We start from the raw sequence: 18,788 nt of genomic DNA, 5'->3' as shown, positions 1-18,788 counted from the left end.
TATGGCAGATTATATACTAGAACAAAAAGACAGCTTTCACGTGTTAGGTATTGGAACTGAACTTAAGAGTCATTACACAGACTATGCGGGCATCACGAAGGAAAAAGCAGACTTTTGGCAAGCAGTCACACAAGAAGGTAAGCTTGACACCTTAAAAGCCATTGCCTCAAATGACTATATTTTTATCGTAAACGAAGCGGTAAATAACAAGCTGATGCATTATGTCGGGGTCATGACAGAGGAATCGTTACCAGAAGCGGACAGAGTGATTCAATTTCCTAAAGGGGAATATCTAATCGTTAAAGGGGAAGCTAAAACCGCTGATGAATTGCATCAAACGCTTACTGGTATTGCATTTGGTCAAGTCTTGCCTGAAGCAAAGAATTTCGCTTATGTTGGTGGACCAAATGCAGTGGTAGAGATGGGGCAGCAAAACGACTTATTACTTGGTGAGATGTGGATTCCTGTTGTACGAAAATAAGAAGGATATGGAGGGATAGAAATGGCCTATATCGTTGATTTTAAAAATGTGTCTACGATTGGTTTAGAGTCTTCACCTGTAGCAGAAGCACTTGCTGGCTTACGTGCTAATGAGGCTCGTTACTTTATGAACAAATATAAGCATGAATTTACAGTATTACCTGCCAGCGAAAGTCAGGATACCCTTGATTATGTGAACCGAGTGTTAAAAGAAGAACGTGAACTAGAGTTTGCAGCAAAACCTTTAGAAACGGCAAGTTTTCAAGTGGAAAATATCAAATGGACTTACGTCTTTTATGAGGATGGTCTTGCAATTAACGTCCTGTATACAGTGGATGACCCGAAAAAACGTGCTGTTGGTTTTAAGCTTTCTGAAGGTATGGAAGTACCAAAGGAATTAGAAGGGAAATTTAAATTTGCTAGGCAGAAGTCTAAACTTGCTGGAACGATTCGTGGGTCATTTTTTAAAATTAAAGGGGAATATTGAACCCGAATTTGTGAATCTGATGAAACAAATAAATAAAAATTATTTCCCTCTTCTAAACAGAGCAGCATTCTCTATGCATTATTAGAGGATGTTTTTCTGTTTATTGTACCAATTTCATTTTCTTATGAAGAAGTTATACGATGAGGTCCCGATCCCCTTTTGGTCGTTTTTTTTAATTTGAAGTCCAATAACACAAAAAGACTTGAAAGGCATTAAGCCAATCAAGTTTTTTTTGCGTAATCTCATTAAAACGAACTAATTTGAATTCATTTTTGAAAGAAAGTCTTGAAGAACTACTTTTACTGGTGAATTCGTAGTAGTAGCCATTACATGATTTACACGTTTTAAAATTTGAGGATGCTTCAATATCAATTTCTTGCCTTCTTCAATTGGGAAGCTTCTCAATGTATCAATACAAATCTCAAATAATTCGTTATCATTAGTATTCAACAAATCTATTAAAATATTTAGCTCATATTCATTGCACTCATTATCCAGGCAATAAGCAATTTTACGCTGCCACTCTATTGGTTTATTAAGCACCTGATTTGATAGTTCTTCCCAGTCATTTAGGCTAAAATCAGAGAGTATCTCACTAGCAATCAAACACCCGTCATCATACCATGAATCTACTGTTGTATCAGCAGATAAAAGAATATCTAATTCTCTAAACATATTGAATCCCCTAATTATGTAATTACTCTGAGAACACATTCTCGAGTACCTACAGCCTCAAAAATTGATCAAAAACGAGTAAAACTGAAGAAACTAGCGATGTTAATTTGTTAGTAAATAAGTACCTACTATTTTATTTCCACCAGTTGGATGTAATTTCTTTCAAATGAAATTCTATAAAATCAATCACTTTGGTATAGTCATCCGAGCTGAATTCCTCAATAGGATTGTCCCAATCTGTATTTTTAACTATTAGAACAAGGTAGTTACCATCAGAAGATAAATCAGGATACCACCCTAAATCCAATGTTATTGATGATTTCTCATGATAAAGTTGTAATAAACTTTCAGTGAACATAAACCATCTATCATCTTCTGCTTCTAACTTTTTAGGGTCAATTTCCCTGAAATTATTATAACGTACAATCCAACCTTCAGTTATTCTTAAAGGATGAATGTTGAATACAGGGACTTCGAGTTTTATATTTCTTCTCATTATTCTCCAACTTATTCATAAATTTGATAGTAATTTAAGTCCTAATTTATTATTCAGCCTATAAATTATCAATTAGAATTGTCTTTAATCATTCTACTAATTTCAATACTTAGTTGCTCAACTATTTTCAGAGGTTGCTTCTGTCAATTGGCCAATCTATATTTTTCAAAAACCTTCCTTAACACCTCGCTAATAGTTTTCTTATCCTGAGGATACTCTGTAATGTACGTGTTACAGGCTTGCTCAAGATAATAGTAGAATGTTTGATAATCAACAATAACCTCATCATCATGAAGTGCAAATAGTACTCCATGAAAGGGCTCCTCGTCGGGTTCCAGATCATTTGGAAATGTGCAATCCACATCGTTAATTCCATAACCTACTCCCGTAGATAAATGCTGAACAATATTTACAAAGCTATCATCAGTAATGGCATTGAAGAAAGCCACCACAGGAAAGTGTTCATCTCTTAACATTTGAGTTTCTAAAATTTTTTTTAACATACTATCTGAATCCTCCTACCTATAATTCAGGATAAAACGAGGTCACTGCCCCATCCTTATCTGTATAACCTCTCCATTTTATACCTTGTCCATCATAACCTTCCCATTCTCTCCCTAAAACACCTTTTGAAGAAGCATTATTTACAGCTTCTTTTCCTCGTTTAATAAAATCTTCATCAGAAATTAACTTAGGATCATAAACAGTTTTATCAAATGGCTTTGCTTTCCATCCAATTTTTTGACCTGTTTTAGCATCTAAAGAAGGAACTTGGTAAGTTATTTTTTCCACTCCTGGCAAAGCATCATGCTTCTTAACATTTAATATATTTACATCATTTTTCATAAATTCATCTTTGTTATGCGCCCCACCAATTCCTCTTCTCCTTGGAACATTGGGATCAACTTTTCTTATATGATCTTCTAAGCTAGATGAGAACTTAACGTTTTCCCTACCCGTAATTCCCATCTTCCCCCGAAAGCCTTTCGCCCCAAACGGCAAAAGCATCCCCAGAGCCGCGTTCATACTTGCTTCCTGCTGTTCTTTTGAGATCTTGTTTCCAAACATGTCTCGGCCTGTGATTGCTTCGCTGAATCCGTTGGTTGCAGTGAGGCCATATAGTCCTTTTTGAGATGTTTTTAAGGCGTCAAAGGATTTTTGTGATGTCTTGTAAATGTCGACTGCTCTGACTGCAGCTGATGTGGCTTGGGTGGTTTTATAAACAGCTTTCCCGCCTTTGAAAATGCGTCCTGCCCAGCCGACGATTGGGATGTAGCCTGCGGCTGCCATGCCTCCTGCCGCGACTCGCTGGCCTGCGGTGAGTTCCTCGCCTGTGATTGGATCGACGCCTGTTGCGGCACGTTTTGCATCGTTCACGCCAGTCAGTTCATTCACGATGTTTCCACCATAATCGAGGGCTTTTTCATACCAAGGGCGGTTGGCGAGGGCTTCTTGTTCCTTTGCGATCTTGCGGGCTTCTTCTTGTTCTTTTTTGATTTTCAGATATTCAGCAGTTTGCTTTTCAATATCGCTTTTTGCCTTGTAGATTTCGCTATTTTGATACGCTTTCTTGTCAAAATTCATAGGCGAAATCGCTTTTCCGTCATTTGTCGCATTGATCATTTCAGCGTACAATGCCATTGTAGCTTGCTGCTCCGTCTCTGACAAAGCATATTCATCTTTTAAATTTTGATCAAGCTCTCTTAGTTCTTTGACCGTCTTTTTTCGTTCATCTTCCGCATCTTCTATATTTTCATCAAAGGTTTGGCTATCAAATACCTCTAGGGAAATGAGGTCATCAATGTCTTGAAAAATCGTTTTGAGTGCCTTTTTTTGATCCTTCACAATGCTTTTGGCATTCTTGATGCCCATATGTACTGCGTTGTCTAAAAAGTGTTCTTCTACAAAGGTATCGCCGCCAAAGCTCGTATCATCCAGTGTCCCAGAAACACCTTCATGAAAGGCTTTTTGTTTATCAATGAAGCTGATAAACATGTCTACATTTCCAGCAAGCTCTTTATAGAAACTTTTAATATTATCTGCACCTTTCCCAGTGAAATCATCACCGAGATTGGCCACACCTTGTAATGCCTTTTTTAAATCTACCATTTGTTCGCGGAGTTCCTGATAGTGTTTTGCCCTTGTGTCCATGGCACTTGTTAGTGCTTTTGCATCAAGTATCTTGCCCAGAAGAATTCACTCCTTCCTATTCATTGACAAGGTCAATTTTACCAATAAAAATTTTGTCATTAAATAGGAATATTGATACAAAAAACAGCACTTATTATGTAAATGAACAAGGTTTCAATAGAATACTTTAGCTCCACTTTTGTCATAACAATTATAATGTAGTTTTTAGAACAATCTTTTAAATAGAACATTTTTTTGAGCTACTCCATTATAAAAAATGTTATAGAGCACTTCCATGGTAAGGAAGATGTCACTAGTCGAGGCAATCCCTACATGAATTAGGAATGCACTTAGAAAAAGCACACCCGCATCAGTGTACTTTTTACGATTTAGACTTCAGCAATTGCAGCTCTTGCTCCATGATATCTGCTGCTTCCATTATAAATTGAATAATTAAATCTAATTCTTCTGGTTTGTATTCATTTGTGAGTTCCTTCGTTGATGTTGATAAGGATCGAAAGAGTTCTTTTACCTGTGATTTCCCCGCTGTTAGAGGAACAATGATGACTCTTCGTTTGTCTTTTGGATCCTTTTCTCTTTTGGCGTAGCCCGCTTTTTCAAGCCGGTCAATAAGAGCTGTGACCGCACCGGAGCTAAGACCTGTTTTTTCACTTAATTCTCCTGCTGTGAGAGGACCGAGTTCGTTTAATAAATCGGCGGATTTGAGATCTGTTGGAAAAAGGCCGAGCGATTGAGCGGCCGCTTGGTGGAACAAAACGGTTCGTGTGGCGAGGCGCCTCATTGTATGTATGATCTGGGCTGCTCTGTCTTCAGCCTCGTTCTTTATTGACAACTTGTTCTCCTCCCTTTAAAATCAATTTATCTTGATCATCAAGATAAATGTTCTCTTACTTTATGGTTAATTTGATCATAGCAAAAATAATGAGAGAACGTAAGCAGGAGGTAAATGAAATGAATCATGTGGATAAAGGCAAGGCATCCACTCGCTTTGTTGTCATCGGTTTGCTGTTAGGGATTTTTATGGCAGCGATGGACAATACCATTGTTGCAACAGCAATGGGAAGCATCGTAGCAGATTTAGGCAGTTTTGATAAATTTGCTTGGGTGACAGCTTCTTATATGGTGGCAGTGATGGCGGGAATGCCTATTTACGGAAAGCTTTCTGATATGTATGGTCGAAAGCGTTTTTTTCTGTTTGGACTTATTTTCTTTTTAATTGGATCAGCGCTGTGCGGTATCGCACAAACGATGGATCAGCTCATTATTTACCGAGCCATTCAAGGGCTTGGGGGCGGTGCACTTCTTCCGATCGCATTTACGATTATCTTTGACATCTTCCCGCCTGAAAAGCGCGGAAAAATGTCTGGTATGTTTGGAGCAGTCTTTGGTTTATCAAGTGTACTCGGACCGCTTTTAGGTGCTATTATTACGGATTCGATCGGCTGGCATTGGGTTTTCTATATTAACGTGCCAATCGGTATTGTCAGTGTCTTCTTGATCGCCAGATACTATCAGGAATCGCTTGAACATCGTAAGCAGAAAATCGACTGGTCAGGTGCTATTACACTTGTCGTTGCGGTTGTCAGCTTAATGTTCGCGCTTGAGCTTGGCGGTAAATCTTATGCTTGGGATTCGGTGCAAATTCTCACACTTTTTGCTGTGTTTCTTGTGTTCGGTACGATCTTCTTTATTGTTGAGCGTAAGGCTGAGGAGCCGATTATCTCATTTTGGATGTTTAAAAATCGATTATTTGCAACATCTCAAATTTTGGCGTTTTTATATGGCGGGACATTTATTATTCTTGCTGTCTTTATTCCTATTTTCGTGCAGGCGGTGTACGGTGAATCTGCGACAAGTGCAGGGTTCATTTTAACACCGATGATGATTGGATCAGTCATTGGCAGTATGATTGGCGGAACGATGCAGACGAAAGTGCCTTTCAGACGTCTTATGACCATTTCTGTCATTTCATTTTTCGCTGGGATGCTGCTGCTTGCCAATATGTCACCAGATACAGCAAGACTGTGGCTCACACTCTTTATGATGATATCAGGCTTTGGCGTCGGGTTCAGCTTCTCCCTTCTGCCTTCAGCTTCAATGAATGATCTTGAGCCACGCTACCGAGGCAGTGCAAACTCGACCAATTCATTTATGAGATCACTTGGAATGACTCTGGGTGTCACGATTTTCGGAACGATTCAAACCAATGTGCTGACAAATCGTTTAGCAGATGCCTTTAGCGGAATGAAAGGAGCCCCTTCTCAAGTAGGCGATCCACAGGCTATTTTCCAAGAAGGTGCCCGCTCACAAATTCCGCCTGATATTTTAAATAAAGTCATCGATGCGATGTCACAAAGTATTACGTACGTATTTTTGCTTGCATTATTCCCGATTGCACTTGCGGCGATTACGGTCATATTTATGGGAAATGCACGAGTACGCACATCTAATGAAATGAAAGAAAACGAATAATGTGAAAAAGCAGAGCGATAGCGGCTCTGCTTTTTTTCTTATTGATATAACGGATGGGCTTTGCCTTCACTGCCAACGATTCGTATTTTCGATTGGACCATGTCTTTCGCTGCTTGTTTTGCTTTTTGTAAATACATACGCGGATCTAAGCTTTCAGGTTCGTTTGAGAAATGATCACGTATTGCTTCGGAATACGCATTTTTCAGTTCAGTTGAGACATTCACCTTTGCCATACCAAGTGCAACGCATCGCTTGACATCCTCATCTGGTACAGCGGAACCACCGTGCAGGACAAGTGGTACATCGACCAGCGCTGCAATTTGTTCAATGCGGTCAAAGTCAATATCCGGCACCCCTTTATAAATGCCATGGGCAGTACCAATCGCAGGCGCTAAAGTAGGCACTCCAGTTTCTTCTACAAATTGACGGCATTCTGATGGAACGGCTTTTTCAGCATCCTTTTCGTCAACGACGATATCATCTTCTACACCGCCTACCTTGCCTAGCTCTGCTTCGACATTTACACCGACTTTTAAGGCAAGATCCACGACTTCTTTTGTGCGGCGTACATTTTCTTCATATGAGTGCATAGATGCATCGATCATAACGGATGTATATCCAGCCCTGATACAGGTGAGAATCACATCAAAGTCTGTGCAGTGATCCAGGTGAAGACCGATTGGGATTTGATATTGATCAGCCGCCGCCTTCACTGTATCTGCAATCGCTTTTGCTCCAAGAGATTGAACCGTTCCAACCGTTGTTTGCAAAATCACAGGTGACTTTAATTCTGCGGCAGTTTCGAGCACCCAATAGATACTGTCAAAGGAGTGCACATTGAATGCCACAATTCCGTATTTTTCGTTTTTCGCAGCCTCAAGCATTGGTGTTGTTGAAAGTAAAGGCATGATCAAACATCCTCTCTAGTTAAAATATCCGTTTCTAATACAGCAAGCATGTCTTCATTTGTTCTTGTTTCCAGCAGTTTTTGACGTTTCGTTTCATCCATTAAGCCTCGTGAAAGGGCTGAAAGAGCTTTTAAATGAGTCGTCCCTGCTTCACTTTTAGGGATCAGTAAGGATAAGAAGAAAAAGCAAGGCTTCCCATCAAAAGCGTCCCATTCAATACCTGTTTCCGTGCGGACGATCACAAGTGCTGGTTTCGTGATGGCTTCTGTTTGAGTATGCGGAATGGCAAATCCATCTTGAAATCCGGTTGTACTCAGTGCTTCCCTTTCCGCTAACCCTTTTTTGACATCCTCTGGTGAGGTGCAAATACCTGCTTTGTAGGCAATGTCAGCAATGGCTGCGAACACGCCAGCCTGTGAAGAAGCTGTTTCGTGAAGATTCATATAGATATGTTCCATCATTTCTCATCCTCCCTTTTAAACTGCTGGGTTGTCTATTTTTTTACGGTAAAGTCCGTAGAGAATCGCACCTACGAGTGAGCCGATTAGTATGGAAAGCACCCATTGGAATGCACCTGTGACGACCGGAAGAACAAGGAATCCACCATGCGGAGCTGGAACCTGTACCCCAAACAAATATGTCAATATAGCAGAGATGGCAGAGCCAAACATGATAATTGGCAGGACAACGACCGGGTTTTTGGCCGCAAATGGGATGGCTCCTTCTGTAATATGTGTCGCTCCTAGAATATAGTTGATTGCCCCTGCATTTCGTTCTTGTGGCGTGAAATGTTTTCGGAAAATCGTTGTAGCAATCGCAATGATAAGCGGCGGTGTGATACATGCTGCTGACACACCTGCCATGAAGTAAAGGTTACCTTCTGCAAGTAAAGCCGTTCCTGTGACATAGGCTGCTTTGTTAAAAGGTCCGCCCATATCAAATCCACACATTGCTCCAACAATTAAGCCTAAAAGCAGCGGATTTGTGGATTGTACAGATGAAAGAAAGTCCATTAAGGAATTATTTAGCCCTGTGATTGGAACTAACAACGGGGTCATGACAGCCCCAATTAAGAAAATACCGATGACAGGATAGATGAAGATTGATTTTAATCCATCAAGTGATGCTGGTAATTTTTGAAGCAGGAATTGAAGAAGTACGATGATATACCCTGCTGCAAAACCAGCGATAATACCACCTAAGAATCCAGCGCCTCCATCATTTGCAAGGAGACCACCTATAAATCCAACGACCATCCCTGGGCGTCTTGCGATCGAATCAGCGATAAATGCTGCTAAAATTGGTACCATTAAGCTGAAGCCAAGTCCGCCAATGCTTTTCAAATAGGCAGCAAACGGATGATACGTTTCGTGCTTAGGATCAGCAGAGTAGATACCAAATAAGAAAGAAAGGGCAATTAAGACACCGCCTCCAACGACAAATGGCAGCATGTGTGATACACCGTTCATTAAGTGCTTATAAATGGTGTGTATCCATTTATTTGCCGACTTTTGTTGAGAGGATGAAGGAGCAGATGGTTTCTCCGTTCCAGAAGTTCTTCCTTTCACTTGATGAACGGGGGCATCTCCATTGATAATGCCTTGGATCAGTTCATTTGGCGTGCGGATACCCTTCGCTACAGGCACTTCAATTAGTGGTTTGCCGTGAAAACGATCTGTATTTACATCTTTGTCAGCTGCGACAATGACCCCATCGGCCTCCAGAATGTCTTGATCAGTTAAAGCGTTTTCAATTCCTACTTGACCATGCGTTTCGACTTTGATGTCGACCCCTAGCTGCTCGGCAGCGATTTTTAATGCTTCAGCTGCCATGAATGTGTGTGCAATGCCTGTTGGACAGCCGGTTGCAGCGACAATTTTTTTACGGCTCATGTGTTATTCCCCCTTATTTCTTCTGAATGTGTACTTGCTCAATCAATGAATCAATGTCATGTAAATCACTTAAGCCTTTAGAAAATGCAGTAGATGCGCCAGTTGCAATGCCGTAACGTAAGCACTCGTCAGATGAATGACCTTCAAGCTGTTTACTAAGAAAGGCTGCGAGCATCGCATCTCCAGAGCAAGCTGTATTTACTACAGTGCCTGTCGGTGCGTTTCCTTTTAAGACGGCGTCTTTCGTAATGAACAAAGCCCCTTCTCCCCCGCGGGAAATAAGCACTTGCTCTGCACCCATCTCAATGAGTTTCTCTCCTGATTGAATGAGTTCTTTTTCTGACAAAGGATGTGTTTTGCCGAAAAAAGCAGCGATTTCTTCTTCATTCGGTTTTAATAAATACGGTTTGTATTGAAGCGTCTCAAGAACCGCTGCGGAGCTTGTGTCTAAAATGAACTTGACCTTCTGTTGATGACAAATAGCTGCTACTTCTGAAAAAATGCTGGCAGGAACGCCCTTTGGCAGACTGCCTGACATGATGAGGATGCCTCCTTGCGGGATAGCCGCAATTTTCTCACGAAAGGCGTGAAGCGCTTTTTCTTCAATTGCAGGGCCTTGATTCACTAGCTTGTATTCTTCTGTCGTATTGATAAAAACATTAATGCGTGTAATGCCTTCAACCGAGATAAAATCGGTTTGAATGGAGAGATCCTTTAAGGATTGTTCAATATAAGAGCCTGAAAACCCAGCAATAAATCCTAGTGCAGTGCTGGTGAAGCCATATTTCTTTAGCATAATTGACACGTTCACGCCTTTTCCATTCGGCTGATAATCTTCATCTTCTGTGCGATTGACTGCATTTGCCCGCATTTCTTTTAATGCAATATATAGGTCAATAGCAGGATTTAAGGTGCAGGTATAAATCAATTGGTTTCACCTTCTTTCTTTTCTCTAAAGAAAGTATCTCATACGATTCAGTGAAAATGTTTTCAGAATGTGTAAAGGTTTTCATGAGAAAAAGCCTTCCAGATCAAACTCTCGAAGGCTTTCTTATTGGTTATTTCATTCGGATCACATAGGCGTCAAGTAAAATGCGGGCAATGACATGAAGAGACAGACGGGATCTGACTTCATAATCTGGGAAGAAAGATTGTTCCCCTTTATATCCGACTAGTGTCATATCTGATATTTTGCTTAATGTAGAATCTATTCTTGTCGTAACCGTAATGGTTGTGACTTGCTTCATACTGAGGTTTTGACACGCTTCAACAAGCTCAGCTGTTTCGCCATTTAATGAAACAAAGATGGCAAGCTCACTTTTTTCAATGTCTCGCGATTTCAGCCGAATGATATTCGGATCGTCGTGTACTTCACATGTTTTCCCGATGAGCTGTAATTTGATGGTCATCTCTTTGGCGATCATCTCTGAGAAGCCTCTGCCGAAAATATAAATTTTGTCTGCATTATGTATTTTTTGAACGGCATCTTCAATTTGTCCAATACTTTGCAGCTGTATCGTTTTTAAAACCTCTTCTTCATTTTTCCGAATGGCTAGTTTGATGTCTTCATCAATATTTTTGAGCTGGTCGCTTGCATCTGTCATTTTCTTTTCTTGTTTCAATCGATATTTAAAGGATGTATAGCCGTTATAGCCAATTTTTTTCATCAGCCTGACTATCGTGGCAGTCGATACATTGGCTCTTTCGCTTAAAGTGACAATGGATAAGGTGGAGATATCCTCTAAATGCTGGTGAATATAATTGAGTAAATAACGTTCTGTTTCACTTAACGTTTGATATACATCGCTTGGGATGTTAAATAATGATTCGTTCAATTCGATTCCCCCTTATTCATTTCATACTATAATTAAATGCCCAATAAAAACAAGATGATTCTTTTGTCATGTATTTAGATGAAAGGCGAAAATGAGTGAAATTTTATTTTTGACATAAACTAAGGAAAAGTTGTGTCTATGTGAAAGGAGCTGATCCGAATGCTTCATCTTTTGTTTTATCTGATCCTTCTCTATGTCGTTTATGTCTTTTTGACCGCATTTGTTTTGTTTTATTTACCGATCCAAAAAACATGCAAAGAACATTGTATCTATAAAGCCTCTTCGATCTCAGGAGATGATCAGGGCACAAATCAAGTGATGCTTCTTGACGATGGATTTGAGTCTGGTCAGGCCAGAATCCAAATGATTCGTGAGGCAAAGAGGATGATCCGCCTAAGTTATTATTCCATTCAAAAGGGAAAAACAGCCGAATGGGTACTAGGTGCTTTAATTGAAGCTGCTGATCGAGGGGTGAAAGTTCAGCTGCTTTTAGACGGCATCTGCCACAGTTTGCGTGGACCGCTAAAAGATTTACGATATGCCGTGGCAAATCACCCGAACATGGCCATTCGTTTTTATGAGCCCTTTCGGTTATTTAAGCCATGGACGTGGCATAACCGCCTTCATGATAAGCTGCTGCTGGCAGATGGCCGAGTGGCTGTCATGGGCGGAAGAAATATCGGTGATAAATACTTTGCAGATCAGCCGCCGAAAGACTTTGCATTTGACCGCGATGTGCTGCTCTATAACGACAAAAAAGGAAAAGTATTAGATGAAATGGAGCAATATTTCGTTTATTTATGGAATCATGACTTTACGAAAAGAACAAAAGCTGTATTCTCTAAACAAAAAGCAAAAAAAGGCTTAAAACTAAGAAAGAAACTGCTTAGATCCTATCAGGAGGCAGTGCATGCGAAAGAACCTTTTGTGATGTCGTCCTTTAATTGGGCAGCAGATGGCACCTCAGTAAAGCAGATTGCATTTTTTACAAATCCTGTGGAGCGCTTCAATAAGCGTCCTCTTGTGCTGAAAAAACTAAACGATCTTGCTCACCGGGCAAAGCGTTCTGTGCTCATACAGACGCCCTATGTCATCCCGACACGCCCCATGAAAGACGGCCTCACTCCCTTAGCCAGCGGGATTCAAACGACAGTTGTCACGAATTCTCTTACAGCGACGCCAAATCCGTTAGCTTTTGCAGGTTACTTAAGCACGAAAAAGGAACTGATGAAAACAGGCGTTCATTTGTACGAATATGAAGGTCCGTATTCCATTCATGCGAAATCAATGGTCATTGATGATTATTTAAGTATTATCGGAACATATAATTTAGATGCGAGGTCTAGTTTTTTAAATACAGAGTCGATTTTGGTCATTGATAGTGCCCCGTTTGCGCTATCACTTACTGGGGCAATTGAACGGAAAATCGCTTATAGCTATCTCGTCGCGAAGGATAAAGCAGCCTATAAAGCGGGGTCATATGGGCAGAAAAAAAAGCCTTTAATGAAAAGGCTCCTTTTAAATGGTTTATCCACGATAACCATTCTATGGCGGCGGTTGATCTAAAGGGCAGCTACTCTTGTGGCAGCCCTTTTTCTTCTGATTTCTCCTCTTCTGCTGCCTCCAATTTGGTCAATTTAAACACCAAGATCCCCGCAACAATCACAATGACACCTAATAGTTTTGCGGTAGAAAATTCCACTTTCTCTAACCCAAGCCAGCCGAGCGAATCGAACAAAAGTGCGGAGCCGAGCTGTGAAATCAGGACAATCGAGATTCCATAAGTCGGACCAAGACGTTTGATGCTTTGAACGAGGCAGATGACCACCCCTACTCCAATGGCTCCGCTAATCCAGTACCACGCTTCCATATGTCTTAATTGAAACATGCCGGTTCCTTCTAGCAAAAGACCCATCAAGAGTGAAGCAATAAAGCCCATACCTAGAACGAGAGTGGTCGTTGACCAAGAGCCTGTCTGCTCATTGACCTTACTGTTAAAAATGGTTTGTAAGCTGACAAGTGCGCCAGCCGTAATGGCTAATCCTATTCCTATGATCATGTCTGTATCCCTTCATTTCTTCTATTCATAAATGTTTCGCTCCGCTATTTCTAAGAGTCCTTCCCGGTCAAGAATCGTAATCTCCCCTCTTCGCCTCTTGATCAGCCCTTTTTCACAAAATTGCTGAATCACCCGGTTAATATGACGGTAGCTTGTACCAATTAAGCTTGCCGCATCAGTAAGACGAAGTGCGCTCGCGCTGTTATCCCCTGTTAACACAGACAATAAGTAGCTTGCGAGTCTGACCTCTACAGGGTATAAAAGGTGGAAGCTCAAATCGTTTGATTTCGTATAAAATTTGTTTGTGATGCCCTTTAGTAAAAAGGTTAACACGCGGGGGTCATCTTTCGCATGGCGCATGAGCGCTTGATGAGAAATCCTTAGCATATGTACTTCTGTGACAGCCTCCACTGTATTGACCATATCAGTCTGCTGAACGTATTCAATATCTCCAATCGCTTCAAGAGGATGTTTAAAACAAAGAATGAAGGTCTTTCCTTCTTTTGTGGTGGTGAAAATCTTTAATTTTCCTTTTACTAACAAGTACAAGTGCTCCCTCTGATCTCCCTTTGAACAAATCAGCTCACCTTGCTCATAGCGCCATAAGCTGACGTGTGATATGAGTTTCTGATGAAAGACGTTTTCTAATTCATGTGCTTTGAGATAAGAGGAAAATAGAGATTGATCATGAAGCTCCTCCATCTAACGCCCTCCTTTATAGCTTTAAAATGATTACGCCTGCGATCATCAATAGAATTCCTGCATAATGCTGCCATTTCATTTTCTTCTTCTGTACACCAAACCATCCTTTTGCATCGATTGCAAAGGTGAAAGCAAGCTGTGCAATGAGTAAAGCAGCGATGGTCAGTGTGACACCGATCATTTGAATCGCAGTCACTTCATTGAAAATAATAATGGCTGCAAATGCACCGCCTACTAAATAAAGCGGCTGCACCTTTTGATATTCCCTGAAGTGTCCGTCACGTACGATCAGTAAAATGATCAGTGCGATCATAAAACCGGTCAGCTGCGTGATGGTTGCCGCCTGCCATGTCCCGATATCCTGGCTGATTCTTGCGTTTGCTACGCCTTGCAGTGTAATACAAGCGCCTCCTAATAAAGCGAAAATAACACCTTTCATTCGTTCAAATGCTCCTTCTTTTTCAGTCTAGTTCCATTAAAAGATAGATGCCCTCATGTTGAAAAGGACATATGTCCCACTTTGCGTATTATATCAGAAACTTTTTCTTTTACAGTTGCATCGTTTTAGATTTTTCACAGTGGGTACAGTTTTATATCACCTGAAAACAGAATATTGAATTGAATCACATATAAAAAGGAGACATGTCAGAATGAGAAATCAAGAGAAACATTTTATTAACGGAGAATGGATCGCATCAACAGGAAACGAAACGACGGAGGTCATCAATCCTGCTACAGAGGAAGTCATTGGCACCATTAGTTTAGGTACAAAAGAAGATTTAGATAAGGCAGTCAAAGCCGCTCGTGCCGCCTTCCCTTCTTTCTCAAAAACATCTCGAAATGAACGCGTAAAGATGCTGGAAAACATTGTGCGCGGCTACGAAAAGCGTAAGGATGAACTAATTGAAGTCATGACACAAGAGCTCGGTGCACCGCTGAAAGTATCAGAAGAAGTTCATTACAAAATGGGACATGAACATTTTTCTAAAGCAGCGGAAGCACTTAAATCGTATACATTTACTGAGGACCGCGGCGGACACACCATTATAAAAGAAGCGATTGGTGTCAGCGGATTGATTACACCTTGGAATTTCCCAACGAATCAAACATCACTTAAAATCGCGGGTGCCATTGCAGCAGGATCGCCAGTTGTCTTAAAGCCTGCGGAAATTACACCTTTTGCCGCAATGATTCTTGCAGACATCATTGATGAAGCTGGCGTACCGAAAGGCGTCTTCAACCTAGTAAACGGAACTGGTGATGTCATTGGTGACGGCATTAGCTCACACCCTGATATTGACTTTGTTTCATTTACGGGATCAGGTGCTGTCGGCTCTAAAATAATGGAAAATGCTGCAGACAATATTAAGAAAGTGGCTCTTGAGCTCGGCGGGAAATCCCCTCTTATCGTCTTAGATGATGCAGATGTGGATGAGGCAGCCGAAACAGCCGTTCATCATATTGCGATGAATACAGGTCAAGTGTGTTCCGCAGCTACACGTGTGCTGATTCCTGAATCAATGAAAGACGCATTTGAAAAAGCGCTGCTGAATGCCCTGCCGAAGTTTACAGTTGGTGATCCGCGAGAAGATCACGCCACTGGCCCGCTTGTCTCCAAAAAGCAATGGGATACCGTGCAGTCTTATATTGAAAAAGGAATTGAAGAAGGTGCTCACCTACTTGCTGGGGGAACTGGTAAGCCGGACGGACTAGACAAAGGATATTTCGCTAAACATACTATTTTCACAAATGTGAAAAATGATATGACCATTGCGCAAGAGGAAATATTCGGACCCGTCATGAGTGTGATCACATATCAAGACTTGGATCATGCCCTTGAGATTGCCAATGATACAGTGTACGGTCTTGCTGGCTATGTGGTTGGAAAAGATGAAAAAACATTAAAATATGTAGCTGAACATATTCGTGCCGGTCAAATTACCATTAACAATGCCGAAACAGATTACTTTGCCCCGTTTGGCGGCTTTAAGCAATCTGGTATCGGAAGAGAATGGGGAGACTTCGGTATCGAGGAATATTTAGAAGTGAAAGCTGTGATGGGACTTCCAACAGCATAATTTGAAAAAAGGAGAAAAACTCTAAGGTTTTTCTCCTTTTTTATGATAGAAAGAATCTGCCCCCTGCTCCCCTACTTATCCATCATGATTTTATATTTTTCGACCTTTGCTTTAGGAGGAAACGATTCTTGTAACTCATCAAACCAAACCTCAATCGTTTGACCCTGTGACAGCTCTTTAGAATCTACTTTCGTTAAATCCATAACGATGAGATCATTTTTATACTTTTCAATAAGAAGATGAGTTTTCAATGAATCATCGCTTTTTAATGGCGTTTTATTGTTTATAAGAAGTAAATTCGTCTCCCCTTTTCTTAGCAGGATGCCTTTTTTTGAAAAAGGTGCTGTTGTTTTATTCTGATTGTATGAATCTTTTATATTATCCTTTGGAGAATTGCACGCTACTAATAAAACGAGAAAAATTAAGATGACAAGCCGAAAACATTTTATATTTTTAAACTTTATCTGCATCAACTTTCATACACCCCTTTTCAATCCCTTACGATCGTCTCTTCATTCAAAACGGCCCATTTTTCTTAAGGTGCTTTATACAGTTAAGCGATTCACCTTCAAGTTCTGTCACTTTGCAAAGGTATTAGAAATCTTAATCATGACAATCAATATTATATATTTTACTTAATGGCAAACTTTCGGTAAAGTTCAAATTGAACCTATATATATAATTCCTATCGAATTAATCTATGTTTATATTCCTTGTGAGGTGGATATTGTTGCAACTTCATGTATTGAACAGTCCGTTTAGTCAGGAGCAGGCAGAACTGCTTAATCAGCTGCTTCCGACTTTAACAGATCAGCAAAAAATTTGGCTTACCGGTTATTTATCAGCACAGGCAGCTTTAGCCGGATCAGAAAATACTGCCCTAGCCCCTTCTCTTTCTGCCGCAGCACCAGCGCAGCCTATCAGCAAAGATGTGACCGTCCTTTATGGCTCACAAACAGGCAATTCTGAAGGGTTAGCAAAAAAGACAGCGCAGCATCTTGAAGAGAAAGGTTTTCAAGTGACGCTCTCTTCTATGTCAGATTTTAAACCGAATAGTCTGAAAAAAATAAACAATTTACTGATTATCGTCAGCACACATGGCGAGGGAGATCCGCCTGATAATGCCCTTTCTTTCCATGAATATGTTCACGGCAGACGTGCACCAAAGCTCGATCATTTAAGCTTTTCTGTCCTATCACTTGGTGACAGCTCTTACGAATTCTTCTGTCAAACAGGTAAAGAATTTGATGAGCGCTTAAAAGAGCTTGGCGGAACGCGTCTTTTCGATCGAGTGGACTGTGATCTTGATTATGATGAGCCGTTTTCTGAATGGCTTCAAGGGGTGGCATCATCACTTAGCGAAGGCGGAGCTGCGACAGCCCCGCAGGAATCAGCGGAAGCGAACACTCAAACAGCTGCATCTGAATACTCAAGAACAAATCCTTTTTATGCTGAAGTGCTTGAAAATATCAACTTAAATGGCCGCGGTTCTAACAAAGAAACCCGTCATTTGGAGCTTTCTCTTGAAGGATCAGGACTTGTTTATGAGCCGGGTGACAGCCTTGGTATTTATCCAACAAATGATCCTGCGCTTGTTGATGAACTGATCACAACATGCGGATGGAATGCAGAGGAAGCCGTAACCGTTCATAAAAACGGCGACACGCTTCCTTTAAAAGAAGCACTTACCTCTCATTTTGAGATTACCGTATTGACAAAACCTCTTCTTCAAAAGATGGCGTCCTTTACAAAAAGCGAAGCCTTGCAGGCCCTTTTAGAAGAAGGAAACGAAGAAAAATTAAAAGCATATATAGCAGGAAGAGATTTAGTAGATGCTGCTCGTGATTTCGGTCCTTTTGAAGGAACAGCGGCAGACTTCACTGCCATTTTAAGAAAAATTCCGGCTCGCCTTTATTCCATTGCAAGCAGCCTGAAAGCAAATGAAGAAGAAGTTCATTTGACGATTGGTGCTGTGAGATATGATGCTCACGGACGAGAACGTCAAGGTGTCTGCTCAATCTTATGTGCGGAGCGCTTAGAGCCAGGTGATAAGCTGCCTGTTTATATCCAGCACAATCAAAACTTTAAGCTTCCTGAAAATCCTGAAGCACCGATCATTATGGTAGGACCAGGCACAGGCATCGCCCCTTTCCGTTCCTTTATGCAGGAGCGCGAGGAAGTCGGTGCAGACGGAAAGTCATGGTTGTTCTTCGGTGATCAGCACTTTGTGACGGATTTCTTATATCAAACCGAATGGCAAAAGTGGTTAAAAGATGGTGTGTTAACGAAAATGGATGTGGCTTTTTCAAGAGATTCAGAGGAAAAAGTATATGTCCAGCACCAAATGAAGAAACAAAGTAAAGAATTATTCGAATGGCTGGAGCAAGGTGCCTATGTATATGTCTGCGGAGATGAAAAACATATGGCGCATGATGTTCATAATACCCTTCTATCAATCATCCAAGAAGAAGGTGCGATGAGCAAAGAGAAAGCTGAAAGCTATCTAGCCAACTTGCAGCAGCAAAAACGCTATCAGCGTGACGTATATTGATT

20 protein-coding genes are annotated in these 18,788 nt (G+C 40.9%); 6 read left to right on the top strand and 14 right to left on the bottom strand.

Features of this window, described 5'->3' with window-relative positions; all coding sequences use genetic code 11:
* The first annotated feature begins 1 nt into the window (after window position 1).
* Together M1D84_RS09780 and M1D84_RS09775 are read left to right on the top strand one after the other, a co-directional pair.
* Window positions 2–481 (top strand): GyrI-like domain-containing protein, encoded by a 480-nt coding sequence (locus tag M1D84_RS09780; RefSeq protein ID WP_212051850.1) that lies wholly within the window; start codon window positions 2–4, stop codon window positions 479–481.
* Window positions 482–502: 21 nt separating this feature from the next.
* On the top strand, window positions 503–967 hold the full coding sequence (locus M1D84_RS09775; RefSeq protein WP_024425197.1) for a hypothetical protein: 465 nt from the start codon (window positions 503–505) through the stop codon (window positions 965–967).
* Window positions 968–1,222: 255 nt separating this feature from the next.
* Here M1D84_RS09775 and M1D84_RS09770 read toward each other — a convergent pair whose 3' ends face one another.
* The 5 genes from M1D84_RS09770 to M1D84_RS09750 form a co-directional block, all read right to left on the bottom strand.
* The gene (locus tag M1D84_RS09770) at window positions 1,223–1,642 is read right to left on the bottom strand and encodes a hypothetical protein (RefSeq protein WP_332284300.1); all 420 of its coding nucleotides are present in this window, start codon (window positions 1,640–1,642) and stop codon (window positions 1,223–1,225) included.
* Window positions 1,643–1,775: 133 nt separating this feature from the next.
* Window positions 1,776–2,138, bottom strand: coding sequence for a hypothetical protein (locus M1D84_RS09765; RefSeq protein ID WP_122631316.1), 363 nt, complete (start codon window positions 2,136–2,138; stop codon window positions 1,776–1,778).
* 143 nt (window positions 2,139–2,281) lie between these two features.
* The gene (gene cdiI, locus M1D84_RS09760; RefSeq protein ID WP_226340878.1) at window positions 2,282–2,641 is read right to left on the bottom strand and encodes a ribonuclease toxin immunity protein CdiI; all 360 of its coding nucleotides are present in this window, start codon (window positions 2,639–2,641) and stop codon (window positions 2,282–2,284) included.
* 19 nt (window positions 2,642–2,660) lie between these two features.
* Complete coding sequence (locus tag M1D84_RS09755; protein ID WP_446699465.1) at window positions 2,661–4,289, bottom strand: T7SS effector LXG polymorphic toxin; 1,629 nt, start codon at window positions 4,287–4,289, stop codon at window positions 2,661–2,663.
* A 361-nt stretch (window positions 4,290–4,650) separates the two neighbouring features.
* Window positions 4,651–5,070, bottom strand: a complete 420-nt coding sequence (locus tag M1D84_RS09750) for a MarR family winged helix-turn-helix transcriptional regulator (protein WP_342492926.1) — start codon at window positions 5,068–5,070, stop codon at window positions 4,651–4,653.
* A gap of 170 nt (window positions 5,071–5,240) precedes the next feature.
* On the opposite strand from M1D84_RS09750, the gene M1D84_RS09745 reads away from it, so the two are divergent.
* Window positions 5,241–6,761 carry an MDR family MFS transporter gene (locus M1D84_RS09745; RefSeq protein WP_133744067.1) on the top strand — a complete coding sequence of 507 codons (1,521 nt, stop codon included), beginning with the start codon at window positions 5,241–5,243 and terminating at the stop codon, window positions 6,759–6,761.
* A gap of 38 nt (window positions 6,762–6,799) precedes the next feature.
* On the opposite strand, the gene M1D84_RS09740 is transcribed toward M1D84_RS09745, so the two are convergent.
* The 5 genes from M1D84_RS09740 to M1D84_RS09720 form a co-directional block, all read right to left on the bottom strand.
* Complete coding sequence (locus M1D84_RS09740) at window positions 6,800–7,669, bottom strand: class II fructose-bisphosphate aldolase (protein WP_044335845.1); 870 nt, start codon at window positions 7,667–7,669, stop codon at window positions 6,800–6,802.
* A gap of 2 nt (window positions 7,670–7,671) precedes the next feature.
* Entirely contained in the window at window positions 7,672–8,130 is a 459-nt protein-coding gene (locus M1D84_RS09735; protein ID WP_024427781.1) for a PTS sugar transporter subunit IIA, read from the bottom strand.
* 15 nt (window positions 8,131–8,145) lie between these two features.
* Entirely contained in the window at window positions 8,146–9,561 is a 1,416-nt protein-coding gene (locus M1D84_RS09730) for a PTS fructose transporter subunit IIC (RefSeq protein ID WP_133744068.1), read from the bottom strand.
* 13 nt (window positions 9,562–9,574) lie between these two features.
* A complete protein-coding gene (gene pfkB, locus M1D84_RS09725) occupies window positions 9,575–10,489 on the bottom strand; it encodes a 1-phosphofructokinase (RefSeq protein ID WP_133744069.1) in 915 nt (304 codons plus the stop codon).
* Window positions 10,490–10,619: 130 nt separating this feature from the next.
* Complete coding sequence (locus M1D84_RS09720) at window positions 10,620–11,396, bottom strand: MurR/RpiR family transcriptional regulator (protein ID WP_024425669.1); 777 nt, start codon at window positions 11,394–11,396, stop codon at window positions 10,620–10,622.
* A 159-nt stretch (window positions 11,397–11,555) separates the two neighbouring features.
* On the opposite strand from M1D84_RS09720, the gene M1D84_RS09715 reads away from it, so the two are divergent.
* Complete coding sequence (locus M1D84_RS09715; RefSeq protein WP_342492908.1) at window positions 11,556–12,962, top strand: phospholipase D-like domain-containing protein; 1,407 nt, start codon at window positions 11,556–11,558, stop codon at window positions 12,960–12,962.
* Between the two features lie 7 nt (window positions 12,963–12,969).
* Here the strand turns inward: M1D84_RS09715 and M1D84_RS09710 are convergent, their stop codons facing one another.
* Genes M1D84_RS09710 through M1D84_RS09700 form a run of 3 tightly spaced genes read right to left on the bottom strand, consistent with a single transcriptional unit; the run spans window position 12,970 to window position 14,596 of the window.
* The gene (locus M1D84_RS09710; protein ID WP_342492909.1) at window positions 12,970–13,455 is read right to left on the bottom strand and encodes a DMT family transporter; all 486 of its coding nucleotides are present in this window, start codon (window positions 13,453–13,455) and stop codon (window positions 12,970–12,972) included.
* A 21-nt stretch (window positions 13,456–13,476) separates the two neighbouring features.
* The gene (locus M1D84_RS09705; RefSeq protein ID WP_342492910.1) at window positions 13,477–14,157 is read right to left on the bottom strand and encodes a Crp/Fnr family transcriptional regulator; all 681 of its coding nucleotides are present in this window, start codon (window positions 14,155–14,157) and stop codon (window positions 13,477–13,479) included.
* Window positions 14,158–14,170: 13 nt separating this feature from the next.
* On the bottom strand, window positions 14,171–14,596 hold the full coding sequence (locus M1D84_RS09700) for a DMT family transporter (RefSeq protein WP_024425673.1): 426 nt from the start codon (window positions 14,594–14,596) through the stop codon (window positions 14,171–14,173).
* 211 nt (window positions 14,597–14,807) lie between these two features.
* On the opposite strand from M1D84_RS09700, the gene M1D84_RS09695 reads away from it, so the two are divergent.
* Window positions 14,808–16,235: an aldehyde dehydrogenase family protein gene (locus M1D84_RS09695; RefSeq protein WP_025093179.1), complete on the top strand. Its 1,428-nt coding sequence runs from the start codon at window positions 14,808–14,810 to the stop codon at window positions 16,233–16,235.
* Window positions 16,236–16,306: 71 nt separating this feature from the next.
* Here the strand turns inward: M1D84_RS09695 and M1D84_RS09690 are convergent, their stop codons facing one another.
* Window positions 16,307–16,705, bottom strand: a complete 399-nt coding sequence (locus M1D84_RS09690) for a DUF3221 domain-containing protein (protein ID WP_285711127.1) — start codon at window positions 16,703–16,705, stop codon at window positions 16,307–16,309.
* Window positions 16,706–16,965: 260 nt separating this feature from the next.
* Here M1D84_RS09690 and M1D84_RS09685 point away from each other — a divergent pair, with 260 nt between their 5' ends.
* Complete coding sequence (locus M1D84_RS09685; protein WP_342492911.1) at window positions 16,966–18,786, top strand: assimilatory sulfite reductase (NADPH) flavoprotein subunit; 1,821 nt, start codon at window positions 16,966–16,968, stop codon at window positions 18,784–18,786.
* Window positions 18,787–18,788 lie beyond the last annotated feature (2 nt).

The organism is Bacillus sp. PK5-006 (assembly GCF_054161415.1).
Note: the sequence above shows the minus strand (reverse complement) of the source record. Positions and strands in the feature narration are given on the sequence as shown.

What these genes read in the sequence shown, in the direction of transcription:
- M1D84_RS09780 (WP_212051850.1), top strand. Translation starts at nt 2, where the DNA reads ATGGCAGATTATATACTAGAACAAAAAGACAGCTTTCACGTGTTAGGT.
- M1D84_RS09775 (WP_024425197.1), top strand. Translation starts at nt 503, where the DNA reads ATGGCCTATATCGTTGATTTTAAAAATGTGTCTACGATTGGTTTAGAG.
- M1D84_RS09770 (WP_332284300.1), bottom strand. Translation starts at nt 1,642, where the DNA reads ATGTTTAGAGAATTAGATATTCTTTTATCTGCTGATACAACAGTAGAT.
- M1D84_RS09765 (WP_122631316.1), bottom strand. Translation starts at nt 2,138, where the DNA reads ATGAGAAGAAATATAAAACTCGAAGTCCCTGTATTCAACATTCATCCT.
- cdiI (WP_226340878.1), bottom strand. Translation starts at nt 2,641, where the DNA reads ATGTTAAAAAAAATTTTAGAAACTCAAATGTTAAGAGATGAACACTTT.
- M1D84_RS09755 (WP_446699465.1), bottom strand. Translation starts at nt 4,289, where the DNA reads ATGGACACAAGGGCAAAACACTATCAGGAACTCCGCGAACAAATGGTA.
- M1D84_RS09750 (WP_342492926.1), bottom strand. Translation starts at nt 5,070, where the DNA reads ATGAGGCGCCTCGCCACACGAACCGTTTTGTTCCACCAAGCGGCCGCT.
- M1D84_RS09745 (WP_133744067.1), top strand. Translation starts at nt 5,241, where the DNA reads ATGAATCATGTGGATAAAGGCAAGGCATCCACTCGCTTTGTTGTCATC.
- M1D84_RS09740 (WP_044335845.1), bottom strand. Translation starts at nt 7,669, where the DNA reads ATGCCTTTACTTTCAACAACACCAATGCTTGAGGCTGCGAAAAACGAA.
- M1D84_RS09735 (WP_024427781.1), bottom strand. Translation starts at nt 8,130, where the DNA reads ATGATGGAACATATCTATATGAATCTTCACGAAACAGCTTCTTCACAG.
- M1D84_RS09730 (WP_133744068.1), bottom strand. Translation starts at nt 9,561, where the DNA reads ATGAGCCGTAAAAAAATTGTCGCTGCAACCGGCTGTCCAACAGGCATT.
- M1D84_RS09715 (WP_342492908.1), top strand. Translation starts at nt 11,556, where the DNA reads ATGCTTCATCTTTTGTTTTATCTGATCCTTCTCTATGTCGTTTATGTC.
- M1D84_RS09710 (WP_342492909.1), bottom strand. Translation starts at nt 13,455, where the DNA reads ATGATCATAGGAATAGGATTAGCCATTACGGCTGGCGCACTTGTCAGC.
- M1D84_RS09705 (WP_342492910.1), bottom strand. Translation starts at nt 14,157, where the DNA reads ATGGAGGAGCTTCATGATCAATCTCTATTTTCCTCTTATCTCAAAGCA.
- M1D84_RS09700 (WP_024425673.1), bottom strand. Translation starts at nt 14,596, where the DNA reads ATGAAAGGTGTTATTTTCGCTTTATTAGGAGGCGCTTGTATTACACTG.
- M1D84_RS09695 (WP_025093179.1), top strand. Translation starts at nt 14,808, where the DNA reads ATGAGAAATCAAGAGAAACATTTTATTAACGGAGAATGGATCGCATCA.
- M1D84_RS09690 (WP_285711127.1), bottom strand. Translation starts at nt 16,705, where the DNA reads ATGCAGATAAAGTTTAAAAATATAAAATGTTTTCGGCTTGTCATCTTA.